The following is an 18,581-nucleotide window of genomic DNA, read 5'->3' as shown; positions in this document are numbered from 1 at the left end:
AAAATATGGATTATCAATTAACGCTTAACTGGCCCGAATTTATTGAACGTTACTGGCAAAAACGCCCGGTCGTTCTTAAACGCGGGATCAGCAATTTTATCGACCCTATATCTCCTGACGAACTCGCTGGTCTGGCGATGGAAAACGAGGTAGACAGCCGTCTGGTGAGCCATCAGGACGGGAAATGGCAGGTCAGCCACGGTCCCTTTGAAAGCTACGATCACCTGGGCGAAAGCAACTGGTCTTTACTGGTGCAGGCGGTCAACAACTGGCACGAACCCACCGCAGCCTTGATGCGTCCCTTCCGCGCCCTCCCAGACTGGCGAATGGACGATCTGATGATCTCCTTCTCTGTTCCCGGTGGCGGCGTGGGTCCGCATCTTGATCAGTACGACGTGTTTATCATTCAGGGTACCGGTCGCCGTCGCTGGCGAGTGGGCGAAAAAGTGCCAATGAAGCAGCACTGCCCGCACCCGGATCTGCTTCAGGTTGATCCGTTTGAAGGGATCATTGATGAAGAGCTGGAGCCAGGCGACATTCTGTATATCCCGCCAGGCTTCCCGCATGAAGGTTATTCCCTGGAAAACTCGCTAAACTATTCGGTTGGTTTCCGCGCGCCAAGCGGCCGCGAGATGATCAGCGGATTCGCTGACTATGTTTTACAGCGCGAGCTGGGCAGCCATCGTTACAGCGATCCGGATGTTCCGGCGCGTGAGCACCCGGCCGATATTCTGCCAGAGGAGCTGGATAAGCTGCGCGGTATGATGCTGGATCTGATCAACGAACCGGAGCACTTCAGACAGTGGTTTGGCGAGTTTATCAGCCAGTCGCGTCACGAACTGGACGTTGCACCGCCAGAGCCGCCGTATCAGGCAGATGAAATTTATGATGCCCTCCAGCAGGGCGATAAGCTGGTTCGTCTGGGCGGATTACGTGTATTGCGCATTGGCGAAGAGGTATTCGTCAACGGCGAGCGCCTGGACTCTCCACACCGTCCGGCACTGGAAGCGATTGCCAGCCATATGATGCTGTCTGCGGATACCTTTGGCGACGCGCTGGACGATCCCTCCTTCCTCGCCATGCTGGCCGCGCTGGTTAACAGCGGGTACTGGTTTTTTGAGGACTGAGTCATGATGTTTGCCGGGTGGCGGCTACGCCTTACCCGGCCTACAAAAGCCGTTCCCGTAGGCCCGGTAAGCGATGCGCCACCGGGCTTTTTTTACTTCCGCTCCCCCGCCGCAAAATCCTCAATCTCACCCGCCCAGTCTGTCGGATATAACCCCTCCCGCACGTCCCGATGAAACGTTGAATAGGGCCAGTCGACGACTTTCCCGACATAGCCATGCTTCAGCGGATTGATGTAGACGTAATCCATATGCCGCCGATAATCCTGTTCATTGCGAATAGTGTGCTCCCAGAAACGCGGCTGCCAGACGTGGCGCATCTCAATGTTGCGGCTAAACATTTTTTTGATGTCGCGCCAGCGCGCTGAAAAGTCACTGTCCCCTTCCGGTAAGGTCCAGATACAGTGCATATGTTCAGGCAGGATAACCCAGGCGTTAATGGTGAAGGGCTTCGCATGCTTAACCGTGGCGGTAGCGGAACGCAGGCTGTCGATGTGGCGGGTAAGTAAATCGCTCTGGCGGTTTTGCAGATTGACGGTGAAAAACCAGGTCCCACCGGGGATGTAGTGGCGGCGGTAGTTTGACATTGGCACTCCTTGCCCATTGCCCGGTGGCGCTTCGCTTACCGGGCCTACGATCGAAATGTAGGCCGGGTAAGGCGTAGCCGCCACCCGGCATGAAACATTACCGCTTCGCGGTTAACTCTGCTATCCGCACAATCACCTGCACCGCTTTTTCCATCCCTTCCAGCGTCACGAACTCATGCTTGCCGTGGTAGTTATATCCACCGGTAAACAGGTTCGGGCACGGCAGGCCCATAAATGACAGCTGCGAACCATCGGTTCCACCACGGATCGGTTTCATCACCGGCTCGATATCACAATCGCGCATCGCCTGCTGGGCGATATCAAGAATGTGCGGATGCTCCATCACCTTCTCGCGCATATTGTAATAGCTGTCTTCGATGATGAGCTCAATATAGCAATCCGGATGCAGCCCCTTGCCGACCTTTTTCGCGATCTCCATCATCTTACGCTTGCGCGCTTCAAAGGCTTTGCGGTCAAAATCGCGGACGATATAGTGCATCTGCGCGCTGTCCACGTTCCCCTTGATGCTGGTCAGATGATAAAAACCCTCATACCCTTCCGTCATCTCCGGGCTCTCTTCGGCAGGAACTTCCGCATGAATACGCGCAGCCAGCGACAGCGCATTCACCATCACCCCTTTCGCAGAGCCCGGGTGCACGTTATTCCCGACGATTTTGATCGTCACCGATGCCGCGTTAAAGTTTTCATACTCAAGTTCACCCACGCCGCCCCCGTCGACGGTGTAGGCCCACTGAGCGTTAAACGCCTCAACGTCAAAATGTTTCGCGCCTTTTCCTACCTCTTCATCCGGCGTGAAGGCCACGCGGATATCGCCATGTGGGATATTTTTGCCCTTCAGCACCGCCAGCGCCGTCATGATCTCGGCGATACCCGCTTTGTCATCGGCCCCCAGCAAGGTTTTGCCGTCGGTGGTGATTAACGTCTGCCCCAGCAGCTGATGCAGTACCGGGAACATCACCGGCGACAGCACTTCGTCGCCAATGCCCAGCGCAATATCTCCGCCGCGGTAGTTTTCAACAATCTGCGGATTAACGTGTTTACCGCTAAAATCAGGTGAGGTATCGACATGAGAAATAAAGCCAATCGCCGGGATATCTCCCTCAACGTTGGCCGGCAGCGTTCCCATCACGGTCCCCTTTTCACTGAGCGTGACATCAACCAGCCCCATGGCCTCCAGCTGCTCTTTCAGCAGATTTAGCAGCTTCCACTGGCCTTCGGTGCTTGGCACCTGTCGGACCCCCGGCTTAGATTGGGTATCCAGCGAAACGTAATGTAAGAAACGCTCAAGTAGTTTATCCATGCAGTCACCCTCACTTTTTGTGACAACATTATCATTAAGCAGCAAAACGCAAATATTGCGTCAGGTCACTTTTATCCCGCAAACGAGAACTTTTTACGTTTATATCGTTCTGCGTTAATAAATGTAGCTTATGAATAAGTGAGAAGGATTGGCGATTCAATGGGTTTGCCGTAGAATGTCCGCCCTCATTACGAGTCACCAAGGTGGTTACACACAAACCCCGCTTCAGTCTGCTGCCTGAGGCGTCTATATGGGACAGCGCGAAAATTGAATACACAACCCCGTTCCCTTTCACCGCTGGTGCAACTGGAACGAATTCGTAAAAGTTTCGATGGCAAAGATGTCATTTCCGATCTTAATCTGACCATCAATGACGGTGAGTTTCTCACGCTGCTTGGCCCCTCCGGCTGCGGCAAAACCACCGTCCTGCGCCTTATTGCCGGGCTGGAAAGCGTCGATAACGGCCATATCCATCTTGAGAACCAGGACATTACCCAGGTCCCTGCCGAAGATCGCCACGTCAATACCGTCTTTCAGAGCTATGCCCTGTTCCCGCACATGACCGTGTTTGAGAACGTGGCGTTTGGCCTGCGGATGCAAAAAACACCCGCCAGCGAGATCCCGCCGCGCGTTACCGAAGCCCTGCGCATGGTGCAGCTGGAGGCATTCGCCCAGCGCAAGCCGCATCAACTTTCTGGTGGTCAGCAGCAGCGTGTGGCTATTGCCCGCGCCGTGGTCAACAAACCACGCCTGCTCCTGCTGGATGAATCCCTCTCCGCGCTGGACTACAAGCTGCGCAAGCAGATGCAGAACGAGCTGAAAGCGCTTCAGCGTAAGCTCGGCATCACGTTCGTGTTTGTCACTCACGATCAGGAAGAAGCGCTGACTATGTCAGACCGTATCGTGGTGATGCGTGAGGGCAAGATTGAGCAGGACGGCACGCCGCGTGAAATTTACGAGGAGCCGAAAAACCTGTTCGTCGCCAGCTTCATTGGCGAAATCAATATTTTCAACGCCACGGTGATTGAGCGTCTGGACGAGCAGCGCGTGCTCGCCAACGTGGAAGGCCGCGAATGCAACATCACGGTGAACTTTGCCGTGGAAAAGGGACAAAGGCTCAACGTTCTGCTGCGCCCGGAAGATCTTCGCGTCGATGAGATCCACGACACGGCTGACGCCGAAGGTCTGATCGGTTACGTTCGCGAACGCAACTACAAAGGGATGACCCTCGAATCCGTTGTGGAACTGGAAAACGGCAAAATGGTGATGGTTAGTGAGTTCTTCAACGAGGACGATCCGGACTTCGACCACTCGCTGGATCAGAAGATGGTAATCAACTGGGTAGAAAGCTGGGAGGTTGTACTGGCTGATGAAGAACACAAGTAAGTTCCAGAATGTGGTGATTGCCACGATCGTCGGTTGGCTTGTGTTGTTTGTCTTTCTTCCCAACCTGATGATCATCGTAACCAGCTTCCTGACCCGCGACGACGCGAACTTCGTCGCGATGGTCTTTACGCTGGACAACTACGCACGCCTGCTCGATCCGCTCTACTTTGACGTGCTGCTGCACTCGCTCAATATGGCGCTGATTGCCACCGTTGCCTGTCTGGTGCTGGGGTATCCGTTCGCGTGGTTCCTGGCTCGCCTGCCGCAAAAAGTGCGTCCGCTGCTGCTGTTTTTACTGATTGTGCCATTCTGGACCAACTCGTTAATCCGCATCTACGGGCTGAAAATCTTCCTCAGCACCAAAGGTTATCTGAACGAGTTTCTGCTGTGGCTTGGGGTTATTGATACGCCGATCCGCATTATGTTCACCCCGAGCGCGGTGATCGTCGGCCTGGTCTATATCCTGCTGCCGTTTATGGTGATGCCGCTTTACTCAAGTATTGAAAAGCTTGATAAACCACTTCTGGAAGCCGCGAGAGACCTGGGGGCCAGCAAGCTGCAAACCTTTATCCGCATCATTATCCCGCTGACCATGCCGGGCATTATTGCCGGATGTCTGCTGGTCATGCTGCCTGCGATGGGCCTGTTCTACGTGTCGGACCTGATGGGCGGGGCGAAAAACCTGCTGATCGGCAACGTGATCAAGAGCCAGTTCCTGAACATCCGCGACTGGCCGTTCGGCTCGGCCACCAGCATTACGCTGACGGTGGTAATGGGGCTGATGCTGCTGGTTTACTGGCGTGCCTCACGCCTGCTGAATAAGAAGGTGGAGCTGGAATGATCGGTCGACTGCTTCGCGGCGGTTTTATGACCGCCATTTATGCGTATCTTTATATTCCGATAATCATTTTGATCGTGAACTCCTTTAACAGTTCACGCTTCGGGATCAACTGGCAAGGGTTTACCACCAAATGGTATGGCCTGCTGATGAACAATGACAGCCTGCTACAGGCCGCTCAGCACTCGCTGACGATGGCGGTATTCTCTGCCACCTTCGCGACGCTGATTGGCTCGCTGACCGCCGTGGCGCTGTACCGCTACCGTTTTCGCGGTAAGCCGTTCGTCAGCGGTATGCTGTTTGTGGTGATGATGTCCCCGGACATCGTGATGGCCATTTCACTGCTGGTGCTGTTTATGCTGTTGGGCGTCCAGCTCGGTTTCTGGTCGCTGCTGTTTTCGCATATCACCTTCTGCCTGCCGTTTGTGGTGGTAACCGTCTACGCGCGACTGAAAGGATTCGACGTACGCATGCTGGAAGCGGCGAAAGATCTGGGTGCCAGCGAGATGACCATTCTGCGCAAAATCATCCTGCCGCTGGCGATGCCTGCCGTGGCAGCCGGATGGCTGCTCAGCTTTACCCTGTCGATGGACGACGTGGTCGTGTCCTCCTTCGTCACCGGGCCGAGCTACGAAATTCTGCCGTTGAAGATCTACTCAATGGTGAAAGTCGGTGTTTCACCCGAAGTGAACGCGCTGGCGACTATTCTGTTGGTGTTATCGCTGGTTCTGGTGTTTGCCAGCCAGGTTATTGCTCGTGATAAAACAAAATCTCAGGGGACACAGAAATGAAAAAAATGCTTGCCGCTGCGGCACTGGTGCTCGGAATGGGTGCCGCGCATGCTGATGACAGCAAAACGCTCTATTTCTACAACTGGACCGAGTATGTGCCGCCGGGCCTGCTGGAGCAGTTCACCAAAGAGACGGGCATCAAGGTGATCTATTCGACCTACGAGTCGAATGAAACCATGTACGCCAAGCTCAAAACCTATAAAGATGGCGCGTATGACCTGGTGGTGCCGTCGACCTATTTCGTCGACAAGATGCGCAAAGAAGGCATGATCCAGAAGATCGATAAAACGAAGCTAACCAATTTTTCAAACCTCGATCCTGAGATGCTAAACAAGCCGTTCGACCCGAACAACGATTATTCCATTCCGTACATCTGGGGCGCGACGGCAATTGGCGTCAACAGCGATGCCGTTGATCCAAAAACGGTTTCATCCTGGGCTGATCTTTGGAAGCCGGAATACAAAAGCAGCCTGCTGTTAACCGATGATGCGCGCGAAGTGTTCCAGATTGCGCTGCGTAAACTCGGCTACTCCGGCAACACCACCGATCCGAAAGAGATCGAATCGGCGTATAACGAACTGAAAAAGCTGATGCCAAACGTGGCAGCGTTCAACTCGGATAACCCGGCTAATCCGTATATGGAAGGTGAAGTGAATCTGGGGATGGTCTGGAACGGCTCTGCGTTTGTGGCGCGTCAGGCCGGTACGCCGCTGGAGGTGGTCTGGCCGAAAGAGGGCGGCATCTTCTGGATGGACAGCCTCGCGATCCCGGCTAATGCGAAAAACGTCGATGGCGCCCTGAAGCTGATTAACTTCCTGCTGCGCCCGGATGTGGCAAAACAGGTGGCGGAAACTATTGGTTATCCGACACCAAACCTGGCCGCGCGGAAGCTGTTAAGTCCTGAAGTGGCGAATGATAAATCGCTTTATCCGGACGCTGAAACCATCAGCAAAGGGGAATGGCAGAACGACGTCGGTGACGCGAGCCGCCTGTATGAAGAGTATTATCAGAAGCTAAAAGCAGGCCGTTAATGCACAACGGGCGACGCAAGGTCGCCCGTTACCCTTACAGCCCCTTCAGGAGTTTATCCACAAAGGCTGGCACCACCTCGCTGGCCAGACCGTAATGCTTCTCTTCAAACTCACTCCCGACCTGGCTTGGCTCCAGATTAAGCTCCACCGTATGGGCACCTTGCAGTCGCGCTTCGTGAACAAACCCCGCCGCCGGATAGACATGTCCTGAGGTACCAATGGCGATAAAGACGTCCGCCATGGCCAGGGCGCTGTAGATCTCATCCATTCCCAGCGGCATTTCGCCAAACCAGACCACATGGGGACGCAGACGCGAAGGGAACTGACAGCAGTGGCAGCGGTCTTCGTCCAGCACGTCCTCTTTCCATTCCAGCACCTGCCCACTCCATGCGCACCGCACCTTGAGCAGTTCGCCGTGCATGTGAATGATGTTGTGGTTTCCGGCTCTTTCGTGAAGATTGTCGATGTTTTGCGTCACCAGCAGAAAACGATCCCCCAGCGCCTCCTCCAGCTTTGCCAGCGCCAGGTGCGCCGCGTTTGGCGCAATCTCCGGCTGCTGAAGCTGGCGACGACGGGCGTTGTAAAACGCCTGAACCAGCGCCGGATCGCGGGCGAAACCTTCCGGCGTCGCCACATCTTCTACTCGGTGTTCTTCCCACAGCCCGTCCGCCGCGCGGAAGGTCTGAATACCGGATTCGGCGGAGATCCCCGCCCCGGTCAACACCACCACTCTGGGTTTATCCATCGCTTCTGGCATCATCCTGTCTCTGAAAAAGATCCGCTGACGCAGGCGTTCACGTAAGCGGCGTTTATTTTTGCGAAAACGGCTGAGTCGACCCTGGCGACGCGACAGCATAGTAACCTCGTAAACTAATCGGTGAGATGAAGGAATGCGGCTCCGCGCATGCCTCCTGCGTCCCCGTGTCGCGCACGCTCAATGCGCGGCACGCGGGCGACCGGCAATAAATGTCGGGGCAAACGCCCGGACAGTTGTTCCGTAATCGCAGAGAAATTTGACAGCCCTCCCCCGATCACCAGCAGATCCGGGTCGACGATGGTCAGGATATTCCCCAGACACACCGCCAGCAAATCAAGATAGCGCTCAACGTGCTCACGCGCCTGCGCGTCTCCCTGCTCCCACAGCGTAATGATTTGAGGAGCCTCAAGTTTCTGATGATAGAAGTGTTCATAAAGCCATGCAAACCCGCGCCCTGAAAGGTAACTCTCAATGCAGCCGTGCTGACCACAGCCGCAGCGGGTAAGCGGGAAATCACGACCAACGACGTCCAGCGCATCCACTGGCAGACGGATATGACCAAATTCTCCGGTAATGTAGCTGCGCCCGGTAATGGGCTTACCGTTAATGACAATCCCGCCACCGACGCCCGTTCCGAGGATCAGCCCCATCACCAACGGATAGCGGCGAAACTCGTCGTCCCAGGCCTCTGAGAGAGCAAAACAGTTGGCATCGTTGTCTAAGCGCACGTCGCGCTCAAGGAGAGCAGAAAGATCGGCACGCAGGGGTTTGCCGCTGGCAGCAGGAACGTTGGCGGCATACAGCGTGCCGTCGTCGGTTTCGGGCATACCCGGTATACCAATGCCGATGCTGCCTTTTACGCCAAAGCGTTCATCCGCCTGCGCCACCAGCGCGGCAATGGCGGTTAAAAATTCATCGTAGCTATCGCGCGGCGTAGGCACGCGGGTTTCCCATTGTAGCTTAAGGTCTTTATCGAACACGCCGAGCGCAATCTTGGTGCCGCCAATATCAAATCCGTAATACATGATGCATTCCTCTGTTTGATTCAGCGGCCAAAAGACCCCTAAACCATGACGAAATTACTGGCCACTTAATACCCTCGCCGGATCAATTCGGCTTGCGCGACGCGCCGGATACCAGCTTGCCAGCAGACTCAGTAAAAGTGCTGTAACCAGCACATAAATGACGTCCAGCCAGTGCAGTTCAGACGGCAGGAAGTCAATAAAATAGATATCGCCTGACAGGAATTGATGGCCGATAAGCGCCTCAATCCCGTTGATAATCGGCGTCAGCTGAAGAGACACCACCACGCCGATGACCACGCCGCAGAGGCTACCAAACAGCCCCGCCAGCAAACCGTACCAGACGAAGATGGCGCGAATAAGACCGTCTTTCGCCCCTAAGGTACGCAGCACGGCAATGTCGCCGCTCTTGTCCTTAACGGCCATGACCAGCGTAGAGACGATATTAAAGCACGCCACGCCAATCACCAGCACCATCGCCAGATACATAATCGCGCGGATCATCTGGATATCACGGTACATATACCCGTAAGTGCCGATCCAGCTTTTGATGTAGACATAGTTATTGGTCACGCTGCCAGCGTCACGCACCAGTGTATTGGCGTTGAAAACGTCGTTAACCTTAATGGCAATGCCCGTCACGCTGTCGCTCATATCCAGATACTGGCGCGCATCTTCCAGCGGCACCATCGCGAAGCTGTGATCGAGCTGGCCGCTCAGCTGCAAAATACCGGTGACGTGCAGACGCACGCGCTTAGGCTGCTGCAATTTGTGATCAGCGCTGGCGTTCGGGATCATGATCGAGACCCAGTCGCCCTGCTTCACCTTCAGTGCATCGGCAACGCCTTTGCCCATGATGATCTGCTGTTCGCCAGCCTTAAAGTTTGCCCATGCACCATTTTGCACATAGCGAGGCAGCGCACTCAGACGCTCCTCCTGACGTGGATTCACCCCTTTCACCTGAATGGCGCGCAGGTTTACCCCGCTCTCTACCAGCCCGGTAAAGTTGATGTAAGGTGCAGCCGCCGCAATGCCGGGTACCTTTTCCACTTTGTTCAGGGCATCACGCCAGCTGGACCACGGCTGGTTAACCGGCTCGATTTCACCGTGGGGTACAACGGCCAGAATGCGGTTATTCAGTTCGCGCTCAAAGCCATTCATGGCGCTTAAGCCCACGATTAGAACCGCCACGCCCAGGGCGATACCGATGGTGGAGATCACGGAGATAAGGGAAACCATCCCGCTCCGGCGACGACCGCGGCTAAAGCGTAACCCAATGAGTAACGATAACGGTGAAGCCATTACTCCGCTCCCATCAGCGTCAGTTCTGCATTCAGACGACCGTCGCGCATTTCCAGCTGACGGCCCATCCGCTTAGCCAGCTGCAAATCGTGCGTGACCACCAGAAACGCGGTTCCCTGCGCGGCGTTCAGTTCGCCGAGAAGCTGGAAAATGCTGTCTGCGTTACGCGCATCGAGGTTACCTGTCGGTTCATCCGCCAGCACCAGGCGCGGGTTGTTGACCAGCGCACGGGCGATGGCCACACGCTGACGCTCGCCGCCGGAAAGCTCAGACGGACGATGATTCCCGCGATGACCCAGCCCTACCGCGTTTAGCATGTCGCTGGCGCGGGCATTGATTTCTGCGGGTTTCTTTTTACCAATCAGCAGCGGCATCGCCACGTTTTCCAGCGCCGTAAAGTCCGGCAGCAGGTGGTGGAACTGATAGATAAAACCCAGCTCACGGTTACGCAGCTCGGCTTTCGCCGTAGACGACATTTTACTCAGCGGCTGCCCGGAAAAGATCACATCGCCTTCGGTTGGCGTGTCCAGCCCGCCCAGCAGGTGCAGCAGCGTACTTTTGCCGGAGCCGGAGCTGCCAACAATTGCCATCATCTCGCCTTCACCCACGCTAAAGCTCACATTGTGCAGCACGTCGGTCTGCACAGCGCCTTCCTGATAGCGTTTGGACAGGTTGTCGCACTGCAACAGGATCTTATTCATAACGTAAAGCCTCAGCGGGTTGAGTGGCGGCAGCCCGCCAGGAAGGATAAAGCGTAGAGAGCAGCGCAATAGCCATCGCGGCCAGCGCAATACCGACCACCTGGAGCGGCTCGATAGCCACCGGCAGCGCCGCACCATCAAGCAGCGCGCCGATAATCGGCATGAGATTGTTGAGCTGGCTGGCGAGCAGCGCACCCAGCGCCGCGCCGAGCAGCGCGCCGATGATGCCAGCGCTGGCGCCCTGAACCATAAATACCGCCATGATCTGGCGCGGCGTCAGCCCCTGGGTTTGCAGAATGGCGACTTCGCCTTGCTTCTCCATCACCATCAGCCCGAGCGAGGTGATGATATTAAACGCGGCAACGGCCACGATCAGGCTCAGCAGCAGCCCCATCATGTTTTTCTCCATGCGCACGGCCTGGAACAGTTCGCCTTTGCGGTCGCGCCAGTCCTGCCATTTCGTTCCTTCCGGTAGCGTCTGCTGGCTAAGGGTATCCACCTTCAGCGGCGCATCAAGCCACAGACGCCAGCCGGTGATATTTCCCGCCGGGTAGCGCATCAGACGAGAGGCGTCCTGAATGTTAACCAGCATCTGGTAACCATCGACTTCGCTGTTCGCCGCAAACGTGCCAATCACGTTGAACAGGCGCTGGCTTGGCAGACGCCCCATCGGCGTAAACTGACTGGCTGAGGGCACCATCACGCGCAGTTGATCGCCACGGTTGACCCCGAGCTGCCCGGCAAGCTGCTCACCGAGGATGACGTTGTATTTACCCGCTTCCAGGTCGGTTTGTTTCACATTGACCAGGAACGGCGTCAGCGGATCTTTTTGCGCCGGATCGATACCCAGCATCACCCCGACCGCCACGCTGCGGGCGCTTTGCAGCACCACATCGCCCGTCGTGAGGGGCGCAACGCGCGTGACACCCTGTAACTTCACCGCGCTTTCCGGCAGCTGTTGCGGGTTAACGGAGCCCTGAGTGGAAGAGAGAACGGCCTGCGGCATCAGCCCCAGGATATTGTTTTGCAGCTCGCGCTCGAAGCCGTTCATGACGGAAAGCACCGTCACCAGAGCCATCACGCCAAGCGTAATGCCAATAGTCGAAAGCCAGGAGACAAAGCGACCGAAGCGGTCCGCGGCGCGCCCACGCATGTAACGTAAGCCTATGAAGAGTGCGACAGGTTGATACATGAAATCCGTCTGTTTGCTGATAGCAGACCCACGAGTATATAAGCGAATCCGCTAAGCGTAAATGACTGAAACCGTAAGATTCGGTAATCATTTTTCCGAAAAATTCAGATAAATCATCATGCTACTGACTGAACTTCCGCCAGACAGCCTCCACCTTTTCCGAAAATCGTCCTGATACAGACTGTTACCCGTTACATCGGGGTTTCATTTTACAACAATCGACCTTTCGTTTAAGGCAACAAGGTCGTCACGCACAATGAAACAAAAAGCATTATGGATTAACCAGATAAAAGGGCTGTGCATCTGCCTGGTGGTGATTTACCACTCGGTGATCACCTTTTATCCTCACCTGGACGGGCTACAGCATCCGTTATCGGGCCTGCTCGCCAAATGCTGGGTCTACTTTAATCTTTACCTCGCACCGTTCCGTATGCCGGTGTTTTTCTTCATCTCCGGCTATTTGATTCGTCGATATATTGACGAGGTGAACTGGCGCACCAGTCTCGACAAGCGGATCTGGAGCATTGTCTGGGTGCTGGCCCTGTGGGGCGTCCTGCAATGGCAGGCGCTGACCCATCTGAATGCCTGGCTCGCCCCCGAGCGTGAACTGGCGACAGCATCCAATGCGGCCTACGCCGATTCCGTTTCAGGGTTTGTACTGGGAATGCTCACGGCCAGCACCAGCCTGTGGTACTTGTACGCCTTAGTAGTCTACTTCACGCTCTGTAAACTGCTGAGCCGCTGGAAACTGCCGATGCTGGGGCTTCTGGCGCTGGCAAGCATCGCCATTAACTTCCTGCCTTTACCGTGGTGGGGAATGAACAGCGTGGTGCGCAACATGATCTACTACAGCCTCGGCGCATGGTACGGCGCGCAGTTGATGACGTGGATGAAAGGGATGAATTTGCGCCGCAGCTGGCTGGTACTTATCGCCTCTGGCGCGGTGTCGGTAGTGCTGTGGTTTGCTAATGTTCCTCTGCCGCTCTCACTGCTGTCGATCGTGGTCATCATGAAGCTCTTTTACAGCTTCGAGCAGCGTTATGCCGTTCATCCCAATAATCTGCTGAACGTTATCGGTTCAAACACCATCGCGATTTATACCACCCACCGCATTTTAATTGAGGCGTTTAGCCTGCTCCTGATTCGCGAAATGAATGCGGCGTACTGGCCGATCTGGGCGGAGTTAACGCTGATTCTGGTCTATCCGTTCATCAGCCTGCTCGTCTGCACGCTGGTTGGACTGGGCGCACGTAAGCTCTCGACCGCCCTCTTTGGCGACCTTTTCTTCTCCCCTCCCGCACGGCTTACGCCACAGCTCGCCAGCCGCTAACCTACCCTGCCCCCATCCGGGGGCACTTTTCCTCTTGTGCGGTTACGATTTGCTTATGCATAACGATCGAGGATAATAAAGACATTGCGTATCAGTGATATGCCCCAATACTGTTGGTATATCCCCAAGAGACCCTGACATAGCCATGCCTGAACACTATCGTTTTTCCTTGCCTGTAAAAGCAGGTGACCAACGCCAGCTGGGCGAACTGACAGGCGCGGCCTGCGCCACGCTGGTGGCGGAAATTGCCGAGCGCCATCCGGGGCCGGTGGTGCTGGTTGCCCCGGACATGCAAAACGCCCTGCGCCTGCACGACGAAATTCGTCAGTTCACCGACAGTCTGGTATTCAGCCTGGCCGACTGGGAAACGCTTCCCTACGACAGTTTCTCTCCGCACCAGGAGATCATCTCCTCACGCCTGTCGACGCTGTATCAGCTCCCCACCATGCAGCGCGGCGTGCTGATTGTGCCGGTGAATACCCTGATGCAGCGCGTCTGTCCGCACAGCTATTTGCACGGCCATGCGCTGGTGATGAAAAAAGGCCAGCGCCTGTCGCGCGATGCCCTGCGCGTGCAGCTTGACGGAGCCGGTTACCGTCATGTCGATCAGGTGATGGAGCACGGCGAATACGCGACGCGCGGTGCGCTGCTGGATCTCTATCCAATGGGCAGCGACCAGCCGTATCGTCTGGATTTCTTCGATGATGAGATCGACAGCCTGCGCGTGTTCGACGCCGACACCCAGCGCACGCTGGAGGAAGTGGACTCCATTAATCTGCTGCCCGCCCATGAGTTCCCGACGGATAAAACCGCCATCGAACTGTTCCGCAGCCAGTGGCGCGACAGGTTCGACGTGAAACGTGATGCCGAACATATCTACCAGCAGGTCAGCAAAGGCACCCTTCCGGCCGGGATCGAGTACTGGCAGCCCCTGTTCTTTAACGAACCGCTGCCGGCGCTGTTCAGCTACTTCCCGGCCAATACGCTGATTGTTAACACCGGGGATATCGACGCCAGCGCCAGCCGCTTTGAAAGCGAAACGCGCGCCCGCTTTGAAAACCGGGGCGTTGACCCGATGCGTCCGCTGCTGCCGCCGGAAATGCTGTGGCTGCGTACCGACGAGCTCAACGCCGAGCTAAAATGCTGGCCGCGTATGCAGCTCAAAACCGATTCGCTTGCCGATAAGGCGGCGAACACCAATCTCGCGTTCCGGACGCTGCCCGATCTGGCCGTCCAGGCGCAGCAGAAATCCCCGCTCGATAACCTGCGCAAGTTTCTTGATTCCTTCACCGGGCCAGTGGTGTTCTCCGTTGAGAGTGAGGGTCGTCGTGAAGCGCTGGGCGAACTACTAGGACGGATCAAAGTTGCGCCGAAGCGCATTCATCGCCTGAGCGAAGCGACCGGAAATGGTCGTTACCTGATGATCGGCTCCGCCGAGCACGGATTTATTGATACGCTCAATAACCTGGCCTTGATTTGTGAAAGCGACCTGCTGGGCGAGCGCGTGGCGCGCCGTCGTCAGGACAGCCGTCGCACCATCAACCCGGACACCCTGATCCGCAACCTGGCCGAACTGCACCCCGGTCAGCCGATCGTTCACCTGGAACACGGTGTGGGTCGCTATCAGGGAATGACCACCCTCGAAGCAGGCGGCATCAAAGGTGAATACCTGATGCTGACCTACGCGAACGACGCCAAACTGTACGTGCCAGTGTCGTCCCTGCACCTTATCAGCCGCTACGCCGGTGGCGCGGAAGATAACGCGCCGCTGCATAAGCTGGGCGGCGACGCCTGGTCACGCGCGCGGCAGAAGGCGGCGGAAAAAGTGCGCGACGTGGCCGCCGAGCTGCTGGACATTTACGCCCAGCGTGCGGCCAAAGAGGGTTATGCGTTTAAGCATGATAAAGAGCAGTACCAGCTGTTCTGCGACAGCTTCCCGTTTGAAACTACGCCGGATCAGGCTCAGGCCATAAATGCCGTGCTGAGCGACATGTGCCAGCCGCTGGCAATGGATCGCTTAGTCTGCGGCGACGTGGGCTTCGGTAAAACCGAGGTAGCAATGCGTGCCGCTTTCCTGGCGGTGGAAAACAACAAGCAGGTGGCGGTGCTGGTGCCGACTACCCTCCTCGCCCAGCAGCACTTCGACAACTTCCGCGATCGCTTCGCCAACTGGCCGGTACGCATTGAGATGCTGTCGCGTTTCCGCAGCGCCAAAGAGCAGACGCAAATCCTGGAACAGGCAAGCGAAGGCAAAATTGACATTCTGATCGGCACCCACAAGCTGCTGCAAAGCGACGTGAAGTGGAAAGATCTGGGGCTGCTGATCGTCGATGAAGAGCACCGCTTTGGGGTGCGCCACAAAGAGCGCATCAAAGCGATGCGCGCCGACGTCGACATTCTGACCCTGACCGCCACGCCGATCCCGCGCACCCTGAATATGGCGATGAGCGGCATGCGCGATCTGTCGATTATTGCCACCCCGCCGGCGCGCCGTCTGGCGGTGAAAACCTTTGTTCGCGAGTACGACAATCTGGTGGTTCGCGAGGCGATCCTGCGTGAAGTGCTGCGCGGCGGCCAGGTATATTACCTGTATAACGACGTTGAAAACATTCAGAAAGCCGCCGACAGGCTGGCAGAGCTGGTGCCGGAAGCGCGCATCGCCATTGGTCACGGCCAGATGCGCGAGCGCGAGCTGGAGCGGGTGATGAACGACTTCCACCATCAGCGTTTCAACGTGCTGGTATGTACCACCATCATTGAGACCGGGATCGACATTCCGACGGCGAACACCATCATCATCGAACGCGCGGATCACTTCGGCCTGGCCCAGCTGCATCAGCTGCGCGGGCGCGTCGGGCGTTCGCACCATCAGGCCTACGCGTGGCTGCTGACGCCGCATCCGAAGGCGATGACCACCGACGCGCAAAAGCGTCTGGAAGCTATCGCCTCGCTGGAAGATCTGGGTGCTGGCTTTGCGCTGGCGACGCACGACCTGGAGATCCGCGGCGCCGGTGAGTTGTTGGGTGAAGACCAGAGCGGCTCCATGGAAACCATCGGTTTTTCTCTGTATATGGAGCTGCTGGAAAATGCCGTCGACGCGCTTAAAGCCGGACGTGAACCGTCTCTGGAAGATCTCACCAGCCAGCAGACCGAAGTGGAACTGCGCATGCCTTCCCTGTTGCCGGATGATTTTATTCCTGACGTGAATACCCGTCTGTCGTTCTACAAACGCATTGCCAGCGCGAAACGCGAAGGCGAGCTGGAAGAGATTAAAGTCGAACTGATTGACCGTTTTGGGATATTGCCCGATGCGGCGCGCAACCTGCTGGATATTGCCCGCCTGCGTCAGCAGGCGCAGAAGCTGGGCATTCGCAAGCTTGAAGGCAACGAGAAAGGCGGCGTAATTGAGTTTGCCGAGAAGAACCACGTCGATCCGATGTGGCTGATTGGCCTTCTGCAAAAACAGCCGCAGCATTTCCGTCTTGATGGCCCGACGCGTCTGAAATTTACTCAGGATCTGACGGAACGTAAAATCCGCATGGACTGGGTGCGTAACTTTATGCGTCAGTTGGAAGAGAACGCCATCGCATAACGGTTTCCCCCGCCAGCGCCCGGCTGGTGGGGGACAATTTACAAACTCTTTGCACTTCGCCCGATCTTCCCGACCATACATTCGCCATAATTATCATTAACGCCTTATAAAACAATAACCTTATCATTTGTATGGATTATGATAATGATGATTTCTTCGCGTTTTACCCGCTGGTTAACTGTGGTTGCGCTGGCCGCGACGGTTGCCGTCGCGCTCCCTGCTCGCGCCAATACCTGGCCTCTTCCGCCCGCCGGCAGCAACGTTGTCGGTGAAAACCGCTTTCACGTGGTTGAAAACGATGGCGGTTCGCTGGAAGCGATTGCTAAAAAATATAACGTCGGGTTCCTGGCGCTGTTGCAGGCCAACCCGGGCGTAGATCCCTATGTGCCCCGGGCGGGCAGCGTACTGACGATTCCGCTGCAAACCATCCTGCCGGACGCGCCGCGTCAGGGGATTGTGATAAACCTCGCCGAGCTGCGTCTTTACTATTACCCGCCGGGGAAAAATGAAGTAACCGTCTACCCTATCGGCATCGGCCAGCTGGGAGGCGATACGCTCACGCCGACCATGGTGACCACCGTCTCCGACAAGCGCGCTAATCCAACCTGGACTCCGACGGCAAACATCCGCGCCCGCTATAAGGCACAGGGTATCGATCTCCCTGCCGTGGTTCCCGCGGGCCCGGATAATCCGATGGGGCACCATGCAATTCGCCTGGCGGCCTACGGTGGGGTTTATCTTCTGCACGGAACGAATGCGGATTTTGGGATCGGGATGCGCGTCAGCTCCGGCTGCATTCGCCTGCGCGATGACGACATCAAAACGCTCTACCGCGTGATCGCCCCTGGCACGAAAGTGAATATCATCAATACGCCGATTAAAGTGTCTGAAGAGCCGGGTGGCGTCCGTCTGGTTGAGATCCACCAGCCGCTATCGAAAAACATTAATGACGATCCGCAGACGCTGCCGATTAATCTGAATGCCTCGATGGTGAGCTTTAAAACGAATGCAAACACCGATGGCGCAGTGATGGAGCGGGCGATGGAAGCGCGCTCCGGGATGCCAACCGATGTCACGCGGCATCATGAGGTTGCTCAGCAGTCAATGTAGAACGGTAATAACGACAAACGCCCTGCATTAGCAGGGCGTTTTTTTTTGCAGTGGCATAACGGAGGGTTGCGTTACGCTTATTTGTAGATAACTGCGGTACCGTGCAGGGTGTTAGGACCGGTCACAGAGGTGATGCGGAATGATTTCGCACCCATTTCGTCAGCTTTTTGTGCCAGCTGATCTTCCAGAGAGCCGAGGTTAGTCCCGGCAGTGGCAGAGATGGTACCGACTTTCTGCTGGTCTGCTGGAGTGGATTGCACTTCAACAGCAGCGAAGCTTGCGAAAGAGAGTGAACTCAGAACGGCGGCAGCGATGAGGGTTTTAACGTTTTTCATGATTTTATACCTTTGGGCAGATGATGTAGTGGTCGTTAGTTATTTAGTTAACGATCGATAGGTAAATGATAGATGTGATCCAGGTCACACGTCAACCCATTTTTATAATGGTCGTTAAATTAATTTCATTTTCCTTATATTTCATAAAGATAAAATTAAATT

At 56.0% G+C, this 18,581-nt stretch carries 16 protein-coding genes; 8 read left to right on the top strand and 8 right to left on the bottom strand.

Annotated features, from left to right (window positions below; all coding sequences use genetic code 11):
- The first annotated feature begins 5 nt into the window (after window positions 1-5).
- On the top strand, window positions 6-1,127 hold the full coding sequence (locus ACQG2Q_RS09385; protein ID WP_063849326.1) for a cupin domain-containing protein: 1,122 nt from the start codon (window positions 6-8) through the stop codon (window positions 1,125-1,127).
- Between the two features lie 92 nt (window positions 1,128-1,219).
- Here ACQG2Q_RS09385 and ACQG2Q_RS09380 read toward each other — a convergent pair whose 3' ends face one another.
- Together ACQG2Q_RS09380 and pepT are read right to left on the bottom strand one after the other, a co-directional pair.
- Window positions 1,220-1,711: an REP-associated tyrosine transposase gene (locus ACQG2Q_RS09380; RefSeq protein WP_063199429.1), complete on the bottom strand. Its 492-nt coding sequence runs from the start codon at window positions 1,709-1,711 to the stop codon at window positions 1,220-1,222.
- Between the two features lie 97 nt (window positions 1,712-1,808).
- A complete protein-coding gene (gene pepT, locus ACQG2Q_RS09375; protein ID WP_032624465.1) occupies window positions 1,809-3,032 on the bottom strand; it encodes a peptidase T in 1,224 nt (407 codons plus the stop codon).
- Between the two features lie 237 nt (window positions 3,033-3,269).
- Between pepT and potA the strand changes: the two genes are divergently transcribed.
- From potA to potD, 4 genes are read left to right on the top strand one after another with little or no spacing between them, the layout of a single operon-like run.
- Window positions 3,270-4,418, top strand: a complete 1,149-nt coding sequence (potA, locus tag ACQG2Q_RS09370; RefSeq protein ID WP_164715803.1) for a spermidine/putrescine ABC transporter ATP-binding protein PotA — start codon at window positions 3,270-3,272, stop codon at window positions 4,416-4,418.
- On the top strand, window positions 4,402-5,259 hold the full coding sequence (potB, locus tag ACQG2Q_RS09365; RefSeq protein ID WP_022647763.1) for a spermidine/putrescine ABC transporter permease PotB: 858 nt from the start codon (window positions 4,402-4,404) through the stop codon (window positions 5,257-5,259). The genes potA and potB overlap by 17 nt, the downstream gene beginning before the upstream one ends.
- Complete coding sequence (potC, locus tag ACQG2Q_RS09360; RefSeq protein ID WP_023305879.1) at window positions 5,256-6,047, top strand: spermidine/putrescine ABC transporter permease PotC; 792 nt, start codon at window positions 5,256-5,258, stop codon at window positions 6,045-6,047. Before potB ends, potC begins: the two co-directional genes overlap by 4 nt.
- Complete coding sequence (potD, locus tag ACQG2Q_RS09355) at window positions 6,044-7,078, top strand: spermidine/putrescine ABC transporter substrate-binding protein PotD (protein WP_023305878.1); 1,035 nt, start codon at window positions 6,044-6,046, stop codon at window positions 7,076-7,078. The genes potC and potD overlap by 4 nt, the downstream gene beginning before the upstream one ends.
- Window positions 7,079-7,112: 34 nt before the next feature.
- On the opposite strand, the gene cobB is transcribed toward potD, so the two are convergent.
- Genes cobB through lolC form a run of 5 tightly spaced genes read right to left on the bottom strand, consistent with a single transcriptional unit; the run spans window position 7,113 to window position 12,052 of the window.
- Entirely contained in the window at window positions 7,113-7,934 is an 822-nt protein-coding gene (gene cobB, locus ACQG2Q_RS09350) for a Sir2 family NAD+-dependent deacetylase (protein ID WP_022647760.1), read from the bottom strand.
- A 14-nt stretch (window positions 7,935-7,948) separates the two neighbouring features.
- On the bottom strand, window positions 7,949-8,860 hold the full coding sequence (nagK, locus tag ACQG2Q_RS09345) for an N-acetylglucosamine kinase (RefSeq protein ID WP_096216802.1): 912 nt from the start codon (window positions 8,858-8,860) through the stop codon (window positions 7,949-7,951).
- A 54-nt stretch (window positions 8,861-8,914) separates the two neighbouring features.
- Window positions 8,915-10,159, bottom strand: coding sequence for a lipoprotein-releasing ABC transporter permease subunit LolE (gene lolE, locus ACQG2Q_RS09340; RefSeq protein WP_022647758.1), 1,245 nt, complete (start codon window positions 10,157-10,159; stop codon window positions 8,915-8,917).
- A complete protein-coding gene (gene lolD, locus ACQG2Q_RS09335) occupies window positions 10,159-10,860 on the bottom strand; it encodes a lipoprotein-releasing ABC transporter ATP-binding protein LolD (protein ID WP_032624471.1) in 702 nt (233 codons plus the stop codon). Before lolD ends, lolE begins: the two co-directional genes overlap by 1 nt.
- The gene (gene lolC / locus ACQG2Q_RS09330) at window positions 10,853-12,052 is read right to left on the bottom strand and encodes a lipoprotein-releasing ABC transporter permease subunit LolC (protein WP_017384712.1); all 1,200 of its coding nucleotides are present in this window, start codon (window positions 12,050-12,052) and stop codon (window positions 10,853-10,855) included. The genes lolD and lolC overlap by 8 nt, the downstream gene beginning before the upstream one ends.
- A gap of 256 nt (window positions 12,053-12,308) precedes the next feature.
- On the opposite strand from lolC, the gene ACQG2Q_RS09325 reads away from it, so the two are divergent.
- The 3 genes from ACQG2Q_RS09325 (at window position 12,309) to ldtC (ending at window position 18,084) form a co-directional block, all read left to right on the top strand.
- Window positions 12,309-13,382, top strand: coding sequence for an acyltransferase family protein (locus tag ACQG2Q_RS09325; protein ID WP_046618340.1), 1,074 nt, complete (start codon window positions 12,309-12,311; stop codon window positions 13,380-13,382).
- 145 nt (window positions 13,383-13,527) lie between these two features.
- Entirely contained in the window at window positions 13,528-16,974 is a 3,447-nt protein-coding gene (gene mfd / locus ACQG2Q_RS09320) for a transcription-repair coupling factor (protein ID WP_096216803.1), read from the top strand.
- 144 nt (window positions 16,975-17,118) lie between these two features.
- Window positions 17,119-18,084 carry a L,D-transpeptidase LdtC gene (ldtC, locus tag ACQG2Q_RS09315; protein WP_023299804.1) on the top strand — a complete coding sequence of 322 codons (966 nt, stop codon included), beginning with the start codon at window positions 17,119-17,121 and terminating at the stop codon, window positions 18,082-18,084.
- 77 nt (window positions 18,085-18,161) lie between these two features.
- On the opposite strand, the gene bhsA is transcribed toward ldtC, so the two are convergent.
- A complete protein-coding gene (gene bhsA, locus ACQG2Q_RS09310) occupies window positions 18,162-18,419 on the bottom strand; it encodes a multiple stress resistance protein BhsA (RefSeq protein ID WP_006809234.1) in 258 nt (85 codons plus the stop codon).
- Window positions 18,420-18,581: the final 162 nt, after the last annotated feature.

The organism is Enterobacter cloacae complex sp. 370H10, from assembly GCF_050031535.1.
GTDB lineage: Bacteria > Pseudomonadota > Gammaproteobacteria > Enterobacterales > Enterobacteriaceae > Enterobacter > Enterobacter intestinihominis.
The sequence above is the reverse complement of the archived record's forward strand: the minus strand, read 5'-3'. Positions and strand labels throughout refer to the sequence as shown.